Origin of the sequence: Silvimonas iriomotensis (genome assembly GCF_014645535.1) — a bacterium.
In the GTDB taxonomy this organism is placed as follows: domain Bacteria; phylum Pseudomonadota; class Gammaproteobacteria; order Burkholderiales; family Chitinibacteraceae; genus Silvimonas; species Silvimonas iriomotensis.
Genome location: NZ_BMLX01000003.1, coordinates 314,367 through 333,513, shown reverse-complemented (window position 1 = coordinate 333,513; position 19,147 = coordinate 314,367). Strand labels below are relative to the sequence as shown.

Annotated in this window: 17 protein-coding genes; 6 read left to right on the top strand and 11 right to left on the bottom strand. The window is 59.8% G+C overall.

The features are described 5' to 3' along the window. Window positions 1-36: 36 nt before the first annotated feature. Together IEX57_RS13055 and argB are read right to left on the bottom strand one after the other, a co-directional pair. A complete protein-coding gene (locus IEX57_RS13055) occupies window positions 37-492 on the bottom strand; it encodes a CBS domain-containing protein (protein WP_188704791.1) in 456 nt (151 codons plus the stop codon). A gap of 87 nt (window positions 493-579) precedes the next feature. Beyond that, window positions 580-1,458 (bottom strand): acetylglutamate kinase, encoded by an 879-nt coding sequence (gene argB / locus IEX57_RS13050; RefSeq protein ID WP_188704790.1) that lies wholly within the window; start codon window positions 1,456-1,458, stop codon window positions 580-582. 498 nt (window positions 1,459-1,956) lie between these two features. Between argB and IEX57_RS13045 the strand changes: the two genes are divergently transcribed. The 4 genes from IEX57_RS13045 to IEX57_RS13030 all read left to right on the top strand — a co-directional run bounded on the left by IEX57_RS13045 (window position 1,957) and on the right by IEX57_RS13030 (window position 6,594). Further along, window positions 1,957-2,277: an H-NS histone family protein gene (locus IEX57_RS13045; RefSeq protein WP_188704789.1), complete on the top strand. Its 321-nt coding sequence runs from the start codon at window positions 1,957-1,959 to the stop codon at window positions 2,275-2,277. A 139-nt stretch (window positions 2,278-2,416) separates the two neighbouring features. Further along, entirely contained in the window at window positions 2,417-4,585 is a 2,169-nt protein-coding gene (locus IEX57_RS13040) for a UvrD-helicase domain-containing protein (protein WP_188704788.1), read from the top strand. Further along, window positions 4,582-6,252 (top strand): response regulator, encoded by a 1,671-nt coding sequence (locus tag IEX57_RS13035; protein WP_188704787.1) that lies wholly within the window; start codon window positions 4,582-4,584, stop codon window positions 6,250-6,252. Before IEX57_RS13040 ends, IEX57_RS13035 begins: the two co-directional genes overlap by 4 nt. 42 nt (window positions 6,253-6,294) lie before the next feature. Then, complete coding sequence (locus IEX57_RS13030) at window positions 6,295-6,594, top strand: STAS domain-containing protein (RefSeq protein WP_188704786.1); 300 nt, start codon at window positions 6,295-6,297, stop codon at window positions 6,592-6,594. Between the two features lie 81 nt (window positions 6,595-6,675). On the opposite strand, the gene IEX57_RS13025 is transcribed toward IEX57_RS13030, so the two are convergent. From IEX57_RS13025 to IEX57_RS13000, 6 genes are all read right to left on the bottom strand, one after another. Beyond that, window positions 6,676-8,574 carry a potassium transporter Kup gene (locus IEX57_RS13025; protein ID WP_188704785.1) on the bottom strand — a complete coding sequence of 633 codons (1,899 nt, stop codon included), beginning with the start codon at window positions 8,572-8,574 and terminating at the stop codon, window positions 6,676-6,678. Window positions 8,575-8,666: 92 nt separating this feature from the next. Beyond that, window positions 8,667-9,221 (bottom strand): 1,6-anhydro-N-acetylmuramyl-L-alanine amidase AmpD, encoded by a 555-nt coding sequence (gene ampD, locus IEX57_RS13020; RefSeq protein WP_188704784.1) that lies wholly within the window; start codon window positions 9,219-9,221, stop codon window positions 8,667-8,669. Further along, the gene (gene ubiB, locus IEX57_RS13015) at window positions 9,218-10,735 is read right to left on the bottom strand and encodes a ubiquinone biosynthesis regulatory protein kinase UbiB (RefSeq protein WP_188704783.1); all 1,518 of its coding nucleotides are present in this window, start codon (window positions 10,733-10,735) and stop codon (window positions 9,218-9,220) included. The genes ampD and ubiB overlap by 4 nt, the downstream gene beginning before the upstream one ends. A gap of 91 nt (window positions 10,736-10,826) precedes the next feature. Next, window positions 10,827-11,387, bottom strand: a complete 561-nt coding sequence (locus tag IEX57_RS13010) for a ubiquinone biosynthesis accessory factor UbiJ (protein ID WP_188704782.1) — start codon at window positions 11,385-11,387, stop codon at window positions 10,827-10,829. Window positions 11,388-11,455: 68 nt separating this feature from the next. Continuing rightward, window positions 11,456-12,193 carry a bifunctional demethylmenaquinone methyltransferase/2-methoxy-6-polyprenyl-1,4-benzoquinol methylase UbiE gene (gene ubiE, locus IEX57_RS13005; RefSeq protein ID WP_188704781.1) on the bottom strand — a complete coding sequence of 246 codons (738 nt, stop codon included), beginning with the start codon at window positions 12,191-12,193 and terminating at the stop codon, window positions 11,456-11,458. A gap of 23 nt (window positions 12,194-12,216) precedes the next feature. Continuing rightward, entirely contained in the window at window positions 12,217-12,594 is a 378-nt protein-coding gene (locus IEX57_RS13000; RefSeq protein WP_188704780.1) for a gamma-butyrobetaine hydroxylase family protein, read from the bottom strand. Window positions 12,595-12,908: 314 nt separating this feature from the next. On the opposite strand from IEX57_RS13000, the gene IEX57_RS12995 reads away from it, so the two are divergent. Beyond that, complete coding sequence (locus tag IEX57_RS12995; RefSeq protein WP_188704779.1) at window positions 12,909-13,172, top strand: hypothetical protein; 264 nt, start codon at window positions 12,909-12,911, stop codon at window positions 13,170-13,172. Between the two features lie 559 nt (window positions 13,173-13,731). Here IEX57_RS12995 and IEX57_RS12990 read toward each other — a convergent pair. The 3 genes from IEX57_RS12990 to IEX57_RS12980 are packed head-to-tail and all read right to left on the bottom strand — an operon-like array spanning window position 13,732 to window position 17,198. Continuing rightward, window positions 13,732-15,237, bottom strand: coding sequence for an ATP-binding protein (locus IEX57_RS12990; RefSeq protein ID WP_188704778.1), 1,506 nt, complete (start codon window positions 15,235-15,237; stop codon window positions 13,732-13,734). Then, window positions 15,230-15,943 carry a response regulator gene (locus tag IEX57_RS12985; RefSeq protein ID WP_188704777.1) on the bottom strand — a complete coding sequence of 238 codons (714 nt, stop codon included), beginning with the start codon at window positions 15,941-15,943 and terminating at the stop codon, window positions 15,230-15,232. The genes IEX57_RS12990 and IEX57_RS12985 overlap by 8 nt, the downstream gene beginning before the upstream one ends. Continuing rightward, window positions 15,918-17,198 (bottom strand): ABC transporter substrate-binding protein, encoded by a 1,281-nt coding sequence (locus IEX57_RS12980; RefSeq protein ID WP_229709012.1) that lies wholly within the window; start codon window positions 17,196-17,198, stop codon window positions 15,918-15,920. Before IEX57_RS12980 ends, IEX57_RS12985 begins: the two co-directional genes overlap by 26 nt. Before the next feature lie 391 nt (window positions 17,199-17,589). On the opposite strand from IEX57_RS12980, the gene IEX57_RS12975 reads away from it, so the two are divergent. Next, entirely contained in the window at window positions 17,590-18,843 is a 1,254-nt protein-coding gene (locus IEX57_RS12975; protein ID WP_188704776.1) for an ABC transporter substrate-binding protein, read from the top strand. The last annotated feature ends 304 nt before the right edge of the window (window positions 18,844-19,147 follow it).

Here is a 19,147-nt window from a genome sequence, read left to right as displayed (position 1 = left end):
CTGGCCGGCTTTTTTTAAGCTGCACCCTGGCGCCAATCATGCAGCCATGGGTGAAGAGCGGCCGTGTATATAGCTTTCCAGCTGTTCAATCTGGAACTCTTGCTCGGCAATGGTTTCGCGGACCAGATCACCAATCGACAACAAGCCGATCAGCTCATCCTGGGCGTTGACCACCGGCAAGTGGCGAATGCGCTTGTCGGTCATGATCGCCATGCATTCTTCGACCGAGGCCTCCGGTGTGACACAGATCAGCCTGGACGTCATGATCTCTGATACCGGCGTACCGGCCGAAGTCTTGCCCATCAGCACCACTTTGCGGGCGTAATCGCGCTCAGAAAAAATGCCTGCCAGCTTGTCCCCGTCCATGACAAGGACGGCACCAATGTTCTTGTCGGCCAGAACCTGCAAAGCCTGATATACCGTGGCCTGGGGGGCGACGGTCACGGTTCCGTGAATCGTCTTTTCGGCCAGCAGTTGACGTGCGGTCTTCATGGTGTAGTTCTCCAGGAACAACAACGAGGGTCCTTTCAATCTAGACCTTACACGTCAGCTTGCAACCGCGCCCGCAGCGGCCGCCGGTCAGCTGGCGCGAATCATCGTGCCCACACCCTGGCTGGTCAGCACTTCCAGCAAGAGCGCGTGTTTGACGCGGCCATCAATGATGTGGACGGTCTTGGCCCCGTTCTTGGCCGCATCCAGCGCGGAGGAAATCTTCGGCAGCATGCCGCCGGAGATCGTGCCATCGGCAAACAGCTCATCAATCCTGGCGGCGGTCAGGCCGGTCAGCAGATTGCCTTCCTTGTCCAGCACGCCCGGGGTGTTGGTCATCAGGATCAGCTTTTCGGCGTGCAGCACTTCGGCCAGCTTGCCGGCCACCAGATCGGCATTGATGTTGTAGCTCTCGCCCTCACGATCGACACCGATCGGCGCAATCACCGGAATGAAATCATGCGCATCCAGATGCGCCACGATGGACGGATCAATGCTTTCGATCTCGCCGACCTGGCCGATATCGATCATTTCGTCTTCATTGGCACCCTTCAGGTACATCTTGCGGGCGCGGATAAAGTGGCCGTCCTGACCGGTCAGACCCACGGCCTTGCCGCCGTGTTTGTTAATCAGAGACACAATCTCTTTATTGACGTGGCCGCCCAGCACCATTTCCACCACGTCCATCGTTTCGGCATCGGTCACGCGCATGCCCTGGATGAACTCGCCTTTCTTGCCAATGCGGTCCAGCAATTCATTGATTTGCGGGCCGCCGCCGTGAACGATCACCGGGTTCATGCCCACCAGCTTGAGCAATACCACGTCGCTGGCAAAGCCTTCCTTGAGCTCTTCGTCGATCATGGCATTGCCGCCGTACTTGATGACAATGGTCTTATCGAAGAAACGCTGGATATACGGCAGCGCTTCGGAGAGCACTTCGGCTTTCTGTTGGGCAGAGATTTCGGTCATGACTGTTTCCGGAGCAAAGGCACGGTTTGGATAAGCGCAATTGTACCAGCGCAGTATCGTCAATCGCCAAAACAATAGTGTGACAAGCCGTAGCAGCCGGCCCGGCAACGATTGCACACGCTGGGGAATTATTTGCGAAACCCGTGGTCAAGCACACTCAGACGCACCGTGATTGCACAGCCGGTTGGCAATAAGTCACTACCGTTTGATATATCGCTTGTGATCCGGCTCAGGATATAAACCTGTTGCTTGTGTTGATAAACATTTACTGATTTAGTCAGTGCACGTTATATGCGGTAATTAAGGTTTACCTTGAAATAAACCAATTACAATCGCACTTGAATAGACAAAACGCTGCATGCATAATCAGATCATCGATTTAAATTCTTGCATGCGTACAATGCGTCCCTTGCCGCTCGGCAAGTGTCATGCCACCAGGTGGCTTTGCGCAATGCACCATCAAAACACCATTGCTGTGCTGAACATAGGAGCAACCAAATGGATTTGTCCGGCCTGAACCTGCCGCAACTGTACAAACTGCAAAAAGACCTGGATGCAGAAATCATCCGCCGCAAGGAAACCGACAAGGTCTCCCTGATTAATGAACTGCAACAACTGGCCGCATCCAAGGGTTTCTCTTTGAATGAAGTGCTGGGCCTGGAAGGCAAAAAGGCTGGCAAGAAAGCCGCTGCAACCAGCAAGGCGCAATACCGCAATCCGGATGATGCCAGCCAGACCTGGTCCGGCCGTGGCCGCAAGCCGCAATGGGCGCTGAAATGGCTGAGCGAAGGCAAATCGCTGGAAGACCTGCGCGTCTGATTGCCGTGCCGCGATCACCGTGGCGCAGGCATTGATAAAAAGGCAGCCCGCGGCTGCCTTTTTTGTTGTCTTGAGCCCCCCGAAGACGGCGTGACTGCCAGTACAATGTCTCCTGGTTGAACCTGGTAAAAAGCCTCGCATGTCCCATCCCCTGACCGCATCACTGAACCCCGAACAACGCGCAGCCGTTGAGTTGCCCGCAGAGCACGCCCTGATCCTGGCAGGTGCCGGCAGCGGCAAGACCCGCGTACTGACCACGCGCATTGCCTGGTTGTTGTCGACGGGCCAGATCAGCCCGGCGGGCCTTCTGGCTGTGACGTTTACCAATAAAGCGGCCAAGGAAATGCTGGCGCGCATTACCGCCATGATGCCGCTGAACCCGCGGGGTCTGTGGGTGGGGACATTCCACGGCCTGTGTAACCGCATGCTGCGCCTGCACCATCGTGATGCGGGTTTGCCGGCCGGATTTGCCATTCTGGATTCGCAAGACCAGTTAGCGGCAATCAAACGCGTCATGAAAACGCTCAATGTCGATGATGAGCGCTATCCGCCCCGCAGCATTGCGCAATATATCAATGGCAACAAGGAAGCCGGATTGCGTGCAGAGAAGGCGCAAGCCTGGGATGATTATTCCCGCACGCAGCGCATGATTTATGCCGAATATGAATCACAATGCCGGCGCGAAGGCGTTGTTGATTTTGCTGAATTGCTGCTGGCCTGCTATGAATTACTGGAACGCAATGAACCGCTGCGTGACCATTATCGCAGCCGCTTCCAGCATATTCTGGTCGATGAATTCCAGGATACCAACCAGCTGCAATACGCCTGGCTGAAATTGCTGACCGGCCCCAACAGCGCATTATTTGCAGTGGGTGATGATGACCAGTCCATTTATGCCTTTCGGGGCGCCAGGGTGGGCAACATGCTGGACTTCCAGAAAGATTACAACGTCAAACATGTAATCCGGCTGGAACAGAATTACCGCTCACACGGCAATATTCTGAACGCAGCCAATGCGGTGATCGAACACAATCGCGATCGCCTGGGCAAGCAATTGTGGACCAGCGACGACGATGGCGAACCGATTCGCCTTTATGAAGCGGCCACCGATACGGAAGAAGCCAACTTCCTCGTTGACGAGATCGGCGCGCAGCAGCGGGACGGGATTGCCGCTGACGAGATCGCCATCCTTTATCGCTCCAACGCGCAATCGCGGATTATTGAACACGCCCTGGTCGCGGCGGGTTTGCCCTATCGGGTTTATGGCGGCCTGCGCTTTTACGAGCGCCAGGAAATCAAGCATGCACTTGCGTATTTGCGCCTGATCGCCAATCAGGACGATGACAACGCGCTGTTGCGGGTGATCAATTTCCCCGCGCGCGGCATTGGCAACCGCACGGTCGAAACGCTGACTGATACCGCCCGGCTCTCCGGCATCAGCCTGTGGCAGGCCGCGTGTACCGCTGGCAGCGGGCGCAGTGCCGCCGCCGTGGGCCGCTTTGTGCACATGATCGACAATATGCACGTGCAAGCCCAGGGCATGGCGCTGCCGGACATGGTCAATATGGTCCTGTCGCTATCGGGCCTGTATGAGTATTACCAGAATGAAAAAGAAGGCGAGGAACGCGTCGCCAACTTGAACGAACTGGTGAACGCGGCCACGGCTTTTGTCACTGAAGATGAGAACGATCTGGTGGCCTTTCTGGCCAATGCCTCGCTGGAAGGTGGCGAGCATGCGGCGGAAGCCGGTGAAGCCGCCGTGCAGCTGATGACCATCCACGCCGCCAAGGGGCTGGAGTTTCATACCGTGTTCCTGACCGGGCTGGAAGAAGGCCTGTTCCCCCATGACAACAGCCTGGCCGATCCCAAAGGGCTGGAAGAAGAGCGGCGCCTGATGTACGTGGCCATGACGCGGGCGCGGCGACGCTTGTATATCTCGCTGTCGCAAAGCCGCATGCTGCACGGCCAGATGCGCTATGCGCCGGCCAGCCGTTTTCTGAATGAAGTACCGGCCACGCTGCTGAAGTACCTCAACCGGGGCTATGCCCCCAACAGCTACGGCAGCAACAGTGGCAACACCAATAGCCCAAGCAGCGACTGGTACGCCCCGCCGGCCAGACCGCGGCAGGTTGAGACCCCGGCCCATGGCCTTGCGATTGGCATGAACGTGCGCCACCCCAAATTCGGGGTCGGCGTGGTGGTCAATCATGAAGGCGGTGCGACCGGCAATGTTCAGGTCAATTTTGCCCAGCACGGTACCAAGTGGCTGGCCGTGGCCTACGCCAAACTGGAGCCCATCAAGGAATGACCGCCAGCGACGCCACCATCAACGCCCGCGCCCTTGTCATCGACCGGGCAAGCGAAACCCGTTCCGCGCTGGGCATGGCGCTGGCGGAGGCCGGCGTCGCGACCATTGATTACGCCAACCGCCAGACCACCGCGCTGGGGCTGATCCAGAACCATGATTATGACGTGGTGCTGTGTGAGTACGATCTGGGCGGCGGTATGGATGGCGTGCATCTGTTTGAGGCTTGCCAGCAGCATTATCTGCTCAAGCCTTCGTGCATTTTCATGATGGTCACGGGCGAGCGGCGCCAGGCGCAGGTGATGGGGGCCGCCGAACTGATCCCGGATGGCTATCTGCTCAAGCCGTTTTCAACCGGTGATCTGATCGAGCGACTGAACCGCGCGCAGCGGCGCAAAGCACGTTTTCGCACCATCGACAACGCTGTGCGGGCCGGAGACTATCTGGGCGCCGTCACCGCATGTGACCGGGAAATGGCCTTGCGCGCGGCCAACGAGACGGAAGATTTTCTGCGCATGAAAACCTTCCTCTTGCTGCGTCTGGGCGAACACCAATCTGCCGCAGAATCCAGCACCGCCGCGCTGGATCTGCGCGAAAGCGCCTGGGCGCGGATGGGCCTGGGCAAAGCGCGCTTTGGTCTCAAAGACCTGGACGGCGCGCGTGCCTGCTTTGAAGCCGTGAAGCGTGACCACGAACTGGCCATGGAATCCTATGACTGGCTGGCCCGCACGCTCACCGCACAAGGCGAGATGGCCACAGCCCAGGCCACCTTGAGCGAAGCGCTGCAGCGCTCGCCGCTGGCGGCAGCCCGGCAGACCGCACTGGGCCGCCTGGCCGAACGCAACGGTGAACTGGAAACCGCCGAAAACGCGCTGCTGTATGCGCTGAATCTGTCGCGCGGCTCGTTCTGGCCGGATATCTCGCTCTATTGCGAACTGGGCCGGGTACAACTGGCGCGCGATGACATTGGCGGCGCACGCCGAACCATCCAGCGCTTACGCCGCGAAGTGCCCACCAGCAATGAATCAGTCGAGCCGATCTGCGAGTTGATCGAAGCGGCCGTGCTGGAAAAACTGGACGAACGCAAAGCCTCGGCCGAGTTGTTTGAACACGCTTGCGAGACCCTGCGCGAACAGGAAGACCCGCTGCCGGGCGTGCTGATTGAAGCCGCCCGCCAGGCGTATACGCGGCGGCGGCAGGAAGCCGGGGCCGCGCTGGTGCGCAGTGCGCTGGGCGCCGCGTCGGATGATCCGGCGGTGCTGGCCAGTGTCGAGAGCCTGTATCACGGCCTGGGCGAACCGGAAATCGGGCAGCAAATGGTGGCGGAGGTCACACGTGACCTGAGTCAGCTCAATAATGACGCCGTCATTGCCGTCAGAAATGGTAACCTCTCGGCGGCTGCAGATATGTTCATCAACGCCTTGCATGGCCGCAGCGGCAACGTGCAGTTGCTGCTCAATGCCATCAACACGCTGCTGTCTTGCGTGAACCAGCAAGGCTGGAACGAGCATTACATGGACATGGCGCAACGCTATCTGGCGCGGGTTCGCAAACAGGACCCCACCAATGGCAAGGCCCGCCAGCTGGCAGATGCCATGCGCCGCACGCGGACCCGGTTCGGGATCGATGCCGGCAGCCAGCCACAACAGCAACCGCCCGCCGCTGCCTGAGTTTGCGGGGCGGCCCAGCCCACGCTGACAAAAGGAAGCACCGTGCAGGCGACGTTTGAACTGGAACACCCCGTTGCGCATATCCGGCTGCAGGGCCATTTCACTTTTGAAGGCCAGCGCAGTTTTCGCCAGGCCACCCAGGAAATGCTGGCCACGCCGGATTTCACGGCCATCCATTTTGATCTGACCGACGTCGAGAGCATGGATTCGACCGCGCTGGGCATGTTGCTGCTGCTGCATGAGCGCGCCGCCGGCCGCCCGATCATCCTGCACAGCATGCGCCCGGATATCCGCGCCATGATCAAGATTGCCAATACCGGCGGGATTTTCGAGCTGCGCTAATCGCTGCATCGCTGCGACATCCCATAAAAAAAGGACACCCGAGGTGTCCTTTTTTCTGCGCTACCCGCCCGCGTGGGCCGGTCAGAGTTCGACCTGCATCCCCATTTCCACCACGCGGTTGGGCGGAATCTTGAAGTAGCTGGTTGCGCGCGTGGCGTTGCGGGTCATGAGAGAGAACACCTTGCGCCGCCACCAGGCCATGGCCGGGTATTTGCCCTCGACGATGGTCTCACGCGAGAGGAAGAACGAAGTCTGCATCGGGTCGAAATCCAGTTCCGGCTGCAGCTCTGACACCTGGCGCAAAATGGCCGGGACCGAGGGTTCTTCCTTGAAGCCGTAGGTGGCAATCACCTGATAGAAACTCTCGCCCAGCTTGGGCACCACCACTTTCTCGCGCTTGGCCACAAACGGGATATCGGCGGTGCGAATGGTCAGGAACACCACTTTCTCATGCAGCACCTTGTTGTGCTTGAGGTTATGCAAGAGCGCGTGCGGGACCGAGTCGGCACTGGTGGTCATGAAAATCGCGGTGCCTTCCACGCGTTGCGGCGGGGCGGCTTCCAGGCTTTCCACAAAACCTTGCAGCGGCAATTCGCCTTCACGCAGACGATCACCCAGCAAGGTGCGGCCGCGCTTCCAGGTAGTCATCAGGGTAAAGATGAACAAACCCATGACCAGCGGCACCCAGCCGCCATCCGGCAGCTTGAGCATGTTGGAGCTGAGGAAAATCAGGTCGACCACCAGAAAGCCGATCAGCACGGCGCGGAACAGCATCTTGCGGCCACGATCCAGTGTCTTGCCCAGCACGTTGAAGGCCAGCAGCGTGGTCATCACCATGGTGCCGCAAACCGACAGGCCATACGCCGATGCCAGGTTGTCAGACGTGCGGAACGCCAGCACCAGCAGAATCACCGCCACCATCAGGAACCAGTTGATCTGCGGCACGTAGATCTGGCCGATTTCCTGGTCGGAGGTATGGTCGATATCCACACGCGGGCAGTAACCCAGTTGCACGGCCTGGTTGGTCATGGAGAAAGCGCCAGAGATCACCGCTTGCGAGGCGATCACCGTCGCCGCCGCAGCCAGGATCACCAGCGGTGCCAGCGCCCATTGCGGGGCCAGCAAAAAGAACGGGTTCTTGATCGCCGCCGGGTTATGCAGCAGCAGCGCGCCCTGACCGAAATAACACAGGATCAGCGAAGGCAGCACCAGGCCAAACCACGCGATCTTGATCGATTTCTGGCCAAAGTGACCCATGTCGGCATACAGCGCTTCGCCGCCGGTCACGGACAGCACCACCGCACCCATGATCACAAAACCGCGCAGCGGATAGTCTGCAATAAAGCGCGCGCCATTGAGCGGGTTGATCGCGGCGAAGACTTCCGGCGCATGCAAGATGCTGCGCACGCCCATGACCGCCAGGGTGATGAACCAGAACACCATGATCGGCCCGAACAGCTTGCCGACCTTGCTGGTGCCATGGCGCTGGATGGCAAACAGGGCCACTAGCACGATGATGGTGAGCGGCACAATGTACGGGTCCAGCTTGTGCGAAATGACGCTGATCCCTTCAAAGGCCGAGAGCACCGAGATGGCCGGCGTGATAATGCCGTCGCCATAAAAGAGCGAGGCCCCGAAGATGCCCAGGCCCATCAACAGCAGCCCCTTGCGGGAACGCGGGTCCAGATCACGCAGCGCCAGTGCCATCAGCGCCAGGATACCGCCCTCGCCACGGTTGTCGGCCCGCATGATCACGACCACGTACTTGGCCGAGACCACGATCATGATGGCCCAGAAAATCAGCGAAAGAATACCAAGGATGTTTTCCGCATTGATCGGCAGGTTGCCATGCGCGGTAAGACAGGTTTTAAGGGTGTACAACGGACTGGTACCGATATCCCCGTACACCACGCCGATGGCCCCAACGGTCAGCCCGGCAAGCCGGGATGCGGAAGGAGCCTGGCCATGATTTGCGCCCATGCTGCAGGAGTCTCTTGATGTTGGATCAGGTCATTTATTTATAAAGCTCAAGCGCCGCGATTATAGCCCCGCCTTACGGCTGTAGCCCCGAACTATCCGGTTACAAGGTGCGGCAACGCAACATAGACCCGTTGCCAGTCAAAGCAAGGCCCGGGGTCTGTCTTGCGCAGCGGAGCGATATCGTTATGTCCCACTATGGCACGCAGCGGGCAGGTTTGCCCCAAAGCCTGAGCCAGTGGAATCAACGCGGCATATTGCGCGTCGGTAAACGGGATGTGGTCGGTGCCTTCCAGCTCGATGCCGACCGAAAAATCATTGCAGCGCGCGCGCCCCTGCCAGTCTGACACGCCGGCGTGGGCGGCCCGCTCGTGCACGGACACAAACTGCACGACCTGACCATCACGCCGGATCAGAAAGTGGGCACTGACCCGCAGCGCGCCCAGATCGGCAAACAGCGGATGATCGGCCGGGATGGTATTGGTGAACAGGCGCTCGACCAGATCGCCGCCAAACTCGCCCGGCGGCAGGCTGATGTTGTGGATGACCAGCAGCTCCACCGGTGTATCGACGGGACGGGCGTCGCAGTTAGGGCTGGGCACCTTTCTGGCCGGTGCGTACCAGCCCGCCGCGTCGAACGCCGGGTTCATCTGTGCCACCACAGGCTAGCCACCAGCGCCGCCAGCAGCACGGCAATCACGCCCAGCAGCCAGTTGCGCTTTTTCTGCTCCCACATCAGGCCCTGATAACCGGTCACCAGCAATTCGGTGGTGTTCTGGTTGGCCAGATCATTAAGCTTGCGCGGCAGCGTGGGCAGCATGGCCGCCCACAAAGGCGCTTCATGCTTGATATTGCGCCACAGCCCGCGCCAGCCAATCTGCTCGTTCATCCAGCGCTCAAGGAAGGGTTTGGCGGTTTTCCAGAGGTCCAGATCCGGATCAAGCTGGCGGCCCAGGCCTTCGATATTGAGCAGCGTCTTTTGCAGCAGCACCAGTTGCGGCTGGATCTCGACATTGAAGCGGCGCGAGGTCTCAAACAAGCGCAGCAGCACCTGACCGAACGAGATTTGCGAGATCGGCTTGTCGAAGATCGGCTCGCAAACGGTACGTACCGCGGCTTCCAGTTCTTCTACCCGGGTTTCTTTAGGCACCCAGCCCGACTCGATATGCGCGGCGGCGACGCGGTGATAGTCGCGGTTGAAGAACGCCAGGAAATTGATCGCCAGGTATTGTTTGTCGACTTCAGAGAGCGTGCCGACAATGCCGAAATCCAGCGCGATATAGCGGTTGTCTGCCGCCACAAAAATGTTGCCCGGGTGCATGTCGGCATGGAAAAACCCGTCGCGGAACACCTGGGTGAAGAAAATCTCCACGCCATAGACGGAAAGTTTTTTCAGGTCGATCCCCGCCGCGCGCAGTTCATCTACCCGGCCGACCGGGATGCCATCCATCCATTCCAGCGTCAGCACCTGGCGCGAGCACCAGTCGTAGAAGACTTCCGGCACGATCAGCATGTCCGAACCCAGGAAATTGCGCCGCAGTTGCGAGGCATTGCCCGCTTCGATCATCAGATCGAGTTCGTCATGCAGATATTTGTCGAACTCCGCCACGACTTCTCTCGGGCGCAGGCGCTTGCCATCGGCAAACAGGCGCTCGACAAGGCCTGCCATGACGCGCAACAGCGCCAGATCGCTTTCAATGATCGGCAAAATGCCCGGCCGCAGCACCTTGACCGCCACGTTGCGACCATCCGGCAAAGTGGCACGGTGGACCTGGGCGATGGAGGCCGATGCCACCGGCGTGCGGTCAAACGTGGCGTAAAGCTCGGCCACGGGGCGCTTCAGGCTGCTTTCAATGACTTGCACTGCCAGATCGCCACCAAAGGGCGGCACGCGATCCTGCAAAAACGCCAGTTCATCTGCGATATCAGCCGGCAACAGGTCGCGCCGGGTAGAGAGCACCTGGCCGAACTTGACGAAGATCGGGCCCAGCGCTTCCAGCGCCAGCCGCAAGCGCACCGCGCGCGGTTGATCAAGCCGGCGCCAGAAAAACAGGATGTTGACCAGTCGGGAGAGGCCATGCACACGCTCGTGGCCCAGCAGGAATTCATCCAGCCCGTACTGCACGACCACACGGGCAATCTTGAGAAGGCGGAATATCCGCATGTGTATCCATTTATCCCGTTCCCTTTGCCTGGCCGGGAACGTGTTTGATCAATCAGTAATCAGTAAAAACCGGGGGGGCGCTTGTCTGGCATCAGAACGATTTGACGGTCAGGCGCTCCAGCCGCGCTTCCAGCCGGGCCAGATCATCACGCAGCGCATCCACGCCGCTGCAGAAGGTTTCGACGTGCCGTTTGGTCACCACCAGCGGTGCTTCATCACGCCAGTATTCGGTGAGTTCAATCAAAAGGCGCGAGCCGATGGCGCCAGGAATCCCGCCGATCTTGCCGGCAATCCACGTAATGCGGTTGGCCGCAACATCGCCGACGAGTTGCGACAATTCTTCTGCCATGTCCCAGCGCAGTGTGGCCAGGGCCTGCCCCACGGCGGCGGCCAGTTCGGCATCGCCATTCAGGCCCACTTTCTTGCTGGCCGCTTCGCGATCGAACAACCAGGTCGTGAAAAAGGTGGGCGACAGCAGAATGCTGGCCTCAGCCAGGCCCGACGCCGTTGCAAACGTGCCATCAGGCTGGATCGAAAGCGTACCCGACAGCACCGGCAACACAAGGCGGATGACCCGGCCCTGATAGGGCGCCAGCGCGGCGCGGGCGGCATCGTCATGGGCCAGCATGCGGTTCAGGATTGTGGCAAGCATCAACTCGGACCTCATCAATCAGGACATGACAACGCCTGCCGCCCTTGCGGCAGGCCATTCGGGGCAGATCAGATCTTGATCCCTTTATGCAGGGCAACCACACCAGCAGACATGTTGTGATAGTCCACTTTGGCAAACCCGGCATCAAACATCATGCTCTTGAGGGTTTCCTGGTCCGGATGCATGCGGATGGATTCAGCCAGGTACTGGTAAGAATCAGCATCATTGGCCACCAGCTTGCCCATGACCGGCAACAGCTTGAACGAGTAGATATCGTAAGCCGGCTTGAGCGGGCTCCAGACCTTGGAGAACTCCAGCACCAGCAAACGGCCACCCGGCTTGAGCACGCGGTACATCTCCTTGAGCGCCGCGTCTTTGTGCGTCATGTTTCTGAGGCCGAACGCCACCGAAACGATGTTGAAGTAGTTATCCGGGAACGGCAGTTTTTCCGCATCACACAGCGCCACCGGCGTCGCCACGCCCGCATCAAGCAGACGATCACGACCCACGCCCAGCATGGAGCTGTTGATATCGGTCAGCCACACCTGGCCGGTCTTGCCGACCTTCTTGCAGAACGCTTTGGAAAGATCGCCCGTACCGCCAGCGATATCGAGCACCTTGTCACCGGGTTTGGCACCGCTGGTTTCAATGGTGAAGAACTTCCAGGCGCGGTGCAGACCGGCGGACATCAGGTCATTCATCACGTCATATTTTTGCGCGACGGAATGAAAAACCTCGGCCACTTTCTGGGCTTTGACTGATTCGTCGACCGTCTTGTAACCAAAGTGCGTGGTGTTATCGCTCATAGCGTGCTCACAGTCTTGTCAATTCATTGCGGGTCGCGACTGGCGCCGGCGGCGGCCAGATCGTTCAGATAGGTTTGCCAGCGCGTGGCATGCTCTGCGCCCAGCTCGTACAGGTACGCCCAGGAATACAGGCCGGAATCATGGCCATCATCAAAGACCAGTTTCACAGCATAGTTGCCCACGGGCTCGATGGCCGTAATGGCGACATTGCGCTTGCCCGTCTGCAAAACACCCTGCCCCACGCCATGTCCCTGGACTTCAGCCGACGGGCTGGATACGCGCAGGTATTCACACGGCAGAACAAAGCGCTGGCCGTCATCAAACGCCACCTCCAGCTCGCGCGACGCGCGGTGCAAGCGGATTTCCACCGGGGTTGCGCTGGAAGAAGTCAGTCCGGCCATGCAGGTATTCCTTTTTCTGCACTGGGTGGCAGTGCGAGCGTTCAAAGGCGCAATGATACCGCGTTGCCGCATGGGGCGCGATGGAGGGTGAGGTTGAGGGGGAACCGGCGCGGTTCGCGCGAGGGATTTTGGGTGCACGAAGCTGGAAAACCTTGAACACCTGTTAGCGCCTGCGGCGCGGCTGTTTACATACCGGGGGTGCCCGGAGCACGGTACTTTCTTTTGGATCGCCAGCCTCGGCGGCCCCAAAGAAAGTGGGCAAAGAAAAGGCGACCCCGGGGGAACGCCCGCTGCGCGGGTCCCCTGCGCTTCTCGTGAAGTCCGGCTGGCTACGGAAACTCGGGCTAAAGCCCTCAAACACCCCTTCGCCGAAACCCCGGACTTCCCTGCGATGCTCGGCGCTCCTTAAGGGGCCCAAAGTCAAAAACAACAACAAAACCAGAAGCAACGGCAACGGCAACGGCAACGGCAACGGCAACGGCAACGGCAACGGCAACGGCAACGGCAACGGCAACGGCAACGGCAACGGCAACGGCCAGTTCAACATGCATCCCACAGGCTCGTCATTCCGGCCTTGAGCCGGAATCCAGCTGCAATGCATGCACGCTGTTGAGAGTGAATTCGAACTGAAGTGGTATTCCACCGCAAGCAGCCCATTGGGCTGCGGACTGGATTCCGGCCTCCGCCGGAATGACGAAGTGGTGGGCAAGGTAAATCATCTTTGCCTACAGACCGTTTGCGGGGTTGCTGTTGGGGTTGCTTTTGACGTGCCTCCCCTCCGGCAGCGCCGAGCATCGCAGCGAAGTCCGGGGTTGCGGCGGAGGGGTGTTTGAGCGTAGCGAGTTCCCTGGAGCCAGCCGGACTTCGCGAGAAGCACAGGGAACCCGAAGGGCGCAGTCGCAGGGGTCGCCTTTTCTTTGGTTACTTTCTTTTGGCGAAGCAAAAGAAAGTAACGTGCTCCGGCCACCGCCGGTATCAAAACACCGCGCCGTCAGGCGCTAACAAACAGTTCAGGTTTCAAACAACAGCCAAGGCAGATTCCACTACCTCCCCCGATCCACCCCCACACCAACCAATCAACCAACCCGACACCAAGCCAACAAACCACACCCGACAAGCAACAAACAACTCGCACCGCTAATACACCGCCTCATCCACCGCCACCATCGCCTTCCCCTTCCCGCGCGGCAGCAAAATCGTAGCCACAAGCCCACCCCGCGGGTGATTGGCCAGCAGCAAATCCCCACCATGCGCGTGCACAATATTGCGCGTAATCCCCAGCCCCAACCCCATGCCGGCGCTGTTGGACGCCCGCCCGTGCTCCAGCCGCACATACGGCTGGAACAAAGACGGCAGCGCTTCTTCAGGCACACCGGGGCCGTAATCGCGGATGGTGAGTTCGACTTGCTCATCGGTCTGCGTCACCAGCACCTCGGCGCGGTTGCCGTAAAACAGGGCGTTATCCAGCAGGTTGCCGACTGCGCGTTTAAGCGCCAGCGGGCGGGCGAAGACAGAGACCGGGCCGCCGGCGAAGGTGGCGTCCTTGCCGGCCATTTGCGCACCGTTGACGAGGCGTTCGATCAGCTTGTCCAGGCGGATCTGCACCGGGTTTTCGTGGATATCGGTGTCTTTCACGCTTTGCAGCGCGCCTTTCACCATGACATCCAGATCATCCAGGTCTTCGTGAAACTCCGCCCGGGTCTGGTCGTCGTCCAGCATTTCGGTGCGCAGTTTCAGGCGGGTGATCGGCGTGCGCAAATCGTGAGAGATCGACGTGAACAGGCGCTCGCGATCTTCCAGATAACGCTGCGTGCGCTCGCGCATGGCGTTAAAAGCGCGGGCGGTCTTGATGTATTCGCGGCTGCCGGATTCGGGCAGTGGCACCGAGGGCATGCCCTGGCCGAAGGCATCGGCGGCCTTGGAGAGCGCGGCAAACGGCTTGGTCATCCAGCGCACCACCAACAGCGACAGCAACAGCACCACGCCCACGGTGATCAAGAGCAGCACGATGCGGTCACGCGCCAGCGGCTCGTCGCTTTCCATGAAATACGGGTCTGGCATCAGGGTGGCCAGATACAGCCAGTTGCCGGGTTCGATTTCGGCCTGGATCACCAGAATGGGCGCGGGGCGCGGTTTGACCACCAGGGTGTTTTGCACCCAGCCGTCAGGCAGATCGTCCAGCGTGACGCCGTCGTCCGCCACGGGCAGGCCATCGGGCCAGGCAAAGCCGACCTGGAAATCCAGCAGCTTGGCGTATTCCCGGTGCAGCACCGCCACAATGCGGGCGCAGACGGCGTCGGCCAGCGGCGAGCCCTTGATGCGCTGGATGGGCACTTCGTTGTGGTTCACGCTGACAAAAAAGCGCGTGCCGCCCATTTCCCGCAACTGGTCGATCAGGATGGGGCGATAGTTGGGTGGCAGGCTGCGAAAAAAACGCAGCGCGGCGGCGGCGCTGCCGCCAATGTGCTCGCCGGCGTCCAGTGCTTCGGTGGTGACTTTCTGGCGGACTTCCCCGGCCCAGATCAGGTTGCCGACGACTTGCGTCACCAGCACGCCCAGCACCATGACAATGGTCAGCCGGCCCAGCAGCGAGGACGGAATCAGCCGCACATACCACGGCCGGCGGCGCCCGCCCTCACCCATGGCTGACAGCCACTTCGGCAGAGAACACGTAACCGGCGCCACGCACGGTCTTGATCAGTGCGGGTTGCTTGCCGTCATCCAGCAGGCGCTGGCGCAAGCGGCTGATCTGCACATCCAGCGAGCGATCCAGCGGGCCCAGGTCACGGCCACGGGTTTCTTCAGCCAGCACGCTGCGGTCGAGAATTTCACCGGGGTGTTCGACCAGATACTTCAAGAGCTGGAAATCCAGCCCGGTCAGTTTGACGGTTTCGCCAGTCGGGTCAGACAAGGTGCGCTCGACGGTATCAAGCGTGAAGCCGTTGAAGCGGTAATAGCGGGCCGGCGCGCCGTTTTCTACCCCGGCGCGGCGGTGAATGGCCTTGATGCGGGCCAGCAGTTCGCGCGGGTTGTAGGGCTTGCCCAGATAATCGTCCGCGCCCAGTTCCAGCCCGACAATACGGTCGGTGTCGTCCGCACTGGCGGTCAGCATGATGACCGGCACGCTGGAGCGCTTGCGGATATGGCCGCACAGGGCGAAGCCATCGGTATCCGGCAGCATGACATCCAGAATCACCAGAGACAGTTCATCTTTGTAACGGTCGAACTCGGTCATGAAGCTGGCACCATCATGCGCCAGCCGCACTTCATACTGGTTCTTTTCCAGGTACGCCTTCAACAACGCCCGGGTTTTCTGGTCATCATCAACGACCAGTATCTTGCGAGTCATAACTGTTTCCTTCCAGCGACAAAGCCCGGATTACTGCGGCAATGCGCCGTTGCAGTTCCGATGTCGGAATGCGGTCATCCAGAAAATAACGACGGATCAGGCTGACGATGGCGTCTTTGAGCGCCTCGTCGGTCGCCATGCGATGCACCAGGCTCGGGGCCTGCACCGCCTGGCCTCGCCCGAAGGTGGTCCACGACTGGCGCGCACACGGGTCCAGCGTAGACGGGTCTACATCACGGCGCACCGGCACGGAGCCCTTGATCTTGTTGTAACCGGCCTGCACGGCCGGAGAGGCTACCATCTGCGCCAGTTTTTCCTGGGCGCTCTGGTTGGCGTAATCCCCGGTAAACATGACCAGCGTATCAATACTATATAAGTGCGCGTCGGCCGTCCCAGGCACCGCCGTACAGCCGAACTGGTCGCCCGGGGTCAGGCCCATGGCCTGCAACTCGCCCTTGCCCCAGTCGCCCATGATCCACATGGCGGCCTTGCCGCGCGCCAGGTCAGCGGCTTCGTCCTGCCACGGGCGTTCAGACAGGTTTTGCGGCATCCAGTGCTTGAGGCGGCGCAACCGCTCCAGCGCGCGCGTTACGCGGACGTCGTACCAGGCGTTGGCGTTGCGGCGAACCAACAGGTCGCGATACATGGCCGGGCCGGTTTCAGAGAGCAAGAGCGTTTCGAACAGCGTGGCAATCTGCCAGGACTCGGTGCTTTGCGCCAGCGGGGTGTAACCCGCGCGGGAGATCGCATCGGCCGTCCGTTCAAACTCGGGCCAGCTGCGCGGCGCAGCCAGGCCCAACTTTGTGAAAATGGCCTGGTTGTAAAACAGCGTGTTGATGCGATGAATGCCCAGCGGCGCCGCGACCACATGCCCGCGCATGCGGATGACACTGGCCACCGTGGGAAACAGTTTGTCGCTCCAGTTGGCGCGCCGGGCCACGTTGTCCAGTTCCAGCAACAGGCCAAGGTCGGCCCATTCTGAAATGGCCGGGCCGATCAGCTGGGCGGCATCCGGCGCTTTGCCCGACAGCACGCGGCTTTTGAGCACCTTCATGGCGCCCACACCAGCGCCGCCAGGGATGGCGGCATCTTGCCAGGTCACGCCTTCATCCTGCAGGCGATCAGCCAGGTAATCTGCGGCATGGCGTTCACTGGCAGACGTCCACCAATGCAGTACATCTACCGTTTCTTGCGCCCGGGCCGGGGCCCCCACACATAGCGCACCCAGCAGCAAACCCCACATTGCTTGCCGCATGCGCATGCATCTCCCCCAACGCGCCAGGATCTTGCTTGTATCCATCAAGCTCGCCCCGTGTTTTTTTCGCCGCAGAATAACGTAACGTAGCAACCTGTTTTGTAAAGAAAGATTGCGATTACTTGCGGTCTCTATCTGCGCCCTGCGGGGTCATCCCGCGGGCAATCCTTGATTGTTGCAGTCATTGCCCTTGCAAGGGGTCACCAGAATGTAATGAAAGGTAACACCCCAAGCTGACTGATTTGTTATTTTTCACATAATAATCAATATGTTATTTGTTTTTTGCCAATGAACACAAGCAGTTTTTGTGTCACGCAAAGGTGAATGCTAATTTCCTGGCCATGCCCCCAGCAAAACTTTTAAACAGGGGTAAACCTGAGGAGATCGACCGATGCAAGGCAAGAACATCATGCGTGGCGCCCTGGTGGCTGCGCTGTTGGCTGCAGGTGCTGCACAAGCGGGCACCCTGACCATCGAAAGCTGGCGTACCGACGACAAAGGCCTGTGGGAAGAAGTACTGATCCCGGCTTTCCAGAAGCACTACCCGAACATCCAGATCAAGTTTGCCCCGACCGCCCCGACCGAATACGACTCCAGCCTGAACGCACGCCTGACTGGCGGCACTGCCGGTGACCTGATCACCTGCCGTCCGTTCGACAAGTCGCTGGACCTGTACAAGAAGGGTTACCTGGAAAAGCTGAACGGCAAGAAGGGTCTGGAAAACTTCCCGGCCTCGGCCAAGGTGGCCTGGGAAACCGACGATGGCAAGGATACCTTCTGCGAGCCGATCGCATCCGTTATCCACGGCTTCCTGTACAACAAAAAGATTTTCAAGGAACTGGGCCTGACCGAGCCGAAGACCACCGACGACTTCTTCAAGATGCTCGACAAGGTGAAGGCTTCCGGCAAGTACACCCCGATGGCCCTGGGTACCAACGATCAGTGGGAATCCTCGCAGATCGTTTACACCAGCATCGGCGCACCGTACTGGAAGGGTGAAGAAGGCCGCAAGGCGTTGATCGCTGGCAAGGCCAAGTTCACTGACCCGGCCTTTGAACAACCGCTGGAAATCGAAGCCAAGTACGCACCGTACCTGGCCAAGGGCTACAGCGCTCAAACCTACCCGGATACCCAGAACCTGTTCGCCTCCGGCAAGGCTGCCGTGGTGGCTGCTGGCTCGTGGGACATTGGTTACTACAACCAGAACGCCGCCGGTTTCGAACTGGGCGCGTTCCCGCCCCCGGTCCCGAAAGCTGGCGACAAGTGCTACATCTCTGACCATACCGATCTGGGCATGGGCGTGAACAGCAAGTCCAAGAACAAGGAAGACGCCTACAAGTTCGTAGAGTGGCTCGGTTCGCAGGAATTTGCTGATCTGTACACCAACAAGGTCACTGGCTTCTTCAGCCTGTCCAACCACCTGATCGCCGTGAAGGATCCGGTTGCCAAGGAATTCATCGACTGGCGCAAGAGCTGCGGTTCCACCATCCGTGTGAACGCGCAGATCCTGAACCGTGGCACGCCGAACCTGGAAAACGAACTGTGGAACGTGAACTCGCAAGTCATCAACGGCAAGCTGTCGCCGAAGGATGGCGCTGCACGTCTGCAGTCCGGTCTGGCCAAGTGGTACAAGCCGGCTCAGTAATGAGCTAGCGCTTGCAGTATTCAGGCGGCCGAGTGGCAGGGTTCCCATGAACTGAGCCCGGTTTGACGCGACGGAGACGCGAAAGACTTGTCGGCTGCCTGGTGTAGTAGTGAGTTGTTCTTCCTCTCCATACCCTCGACTGTGAGTTAGGCCGGCGGTTCGCCGCCGGCGTTTTTTTTGGTTGTTTTCAGGCTCGCATCTGACGGGCCGGTAACGCCGTACGAATAACAAGCATCGCCAGCAAAGCCGTTCTGCCGCGACGCCCCGACGCAGTGAGTACATCCGGTACAGCCAGCCGGAGTGA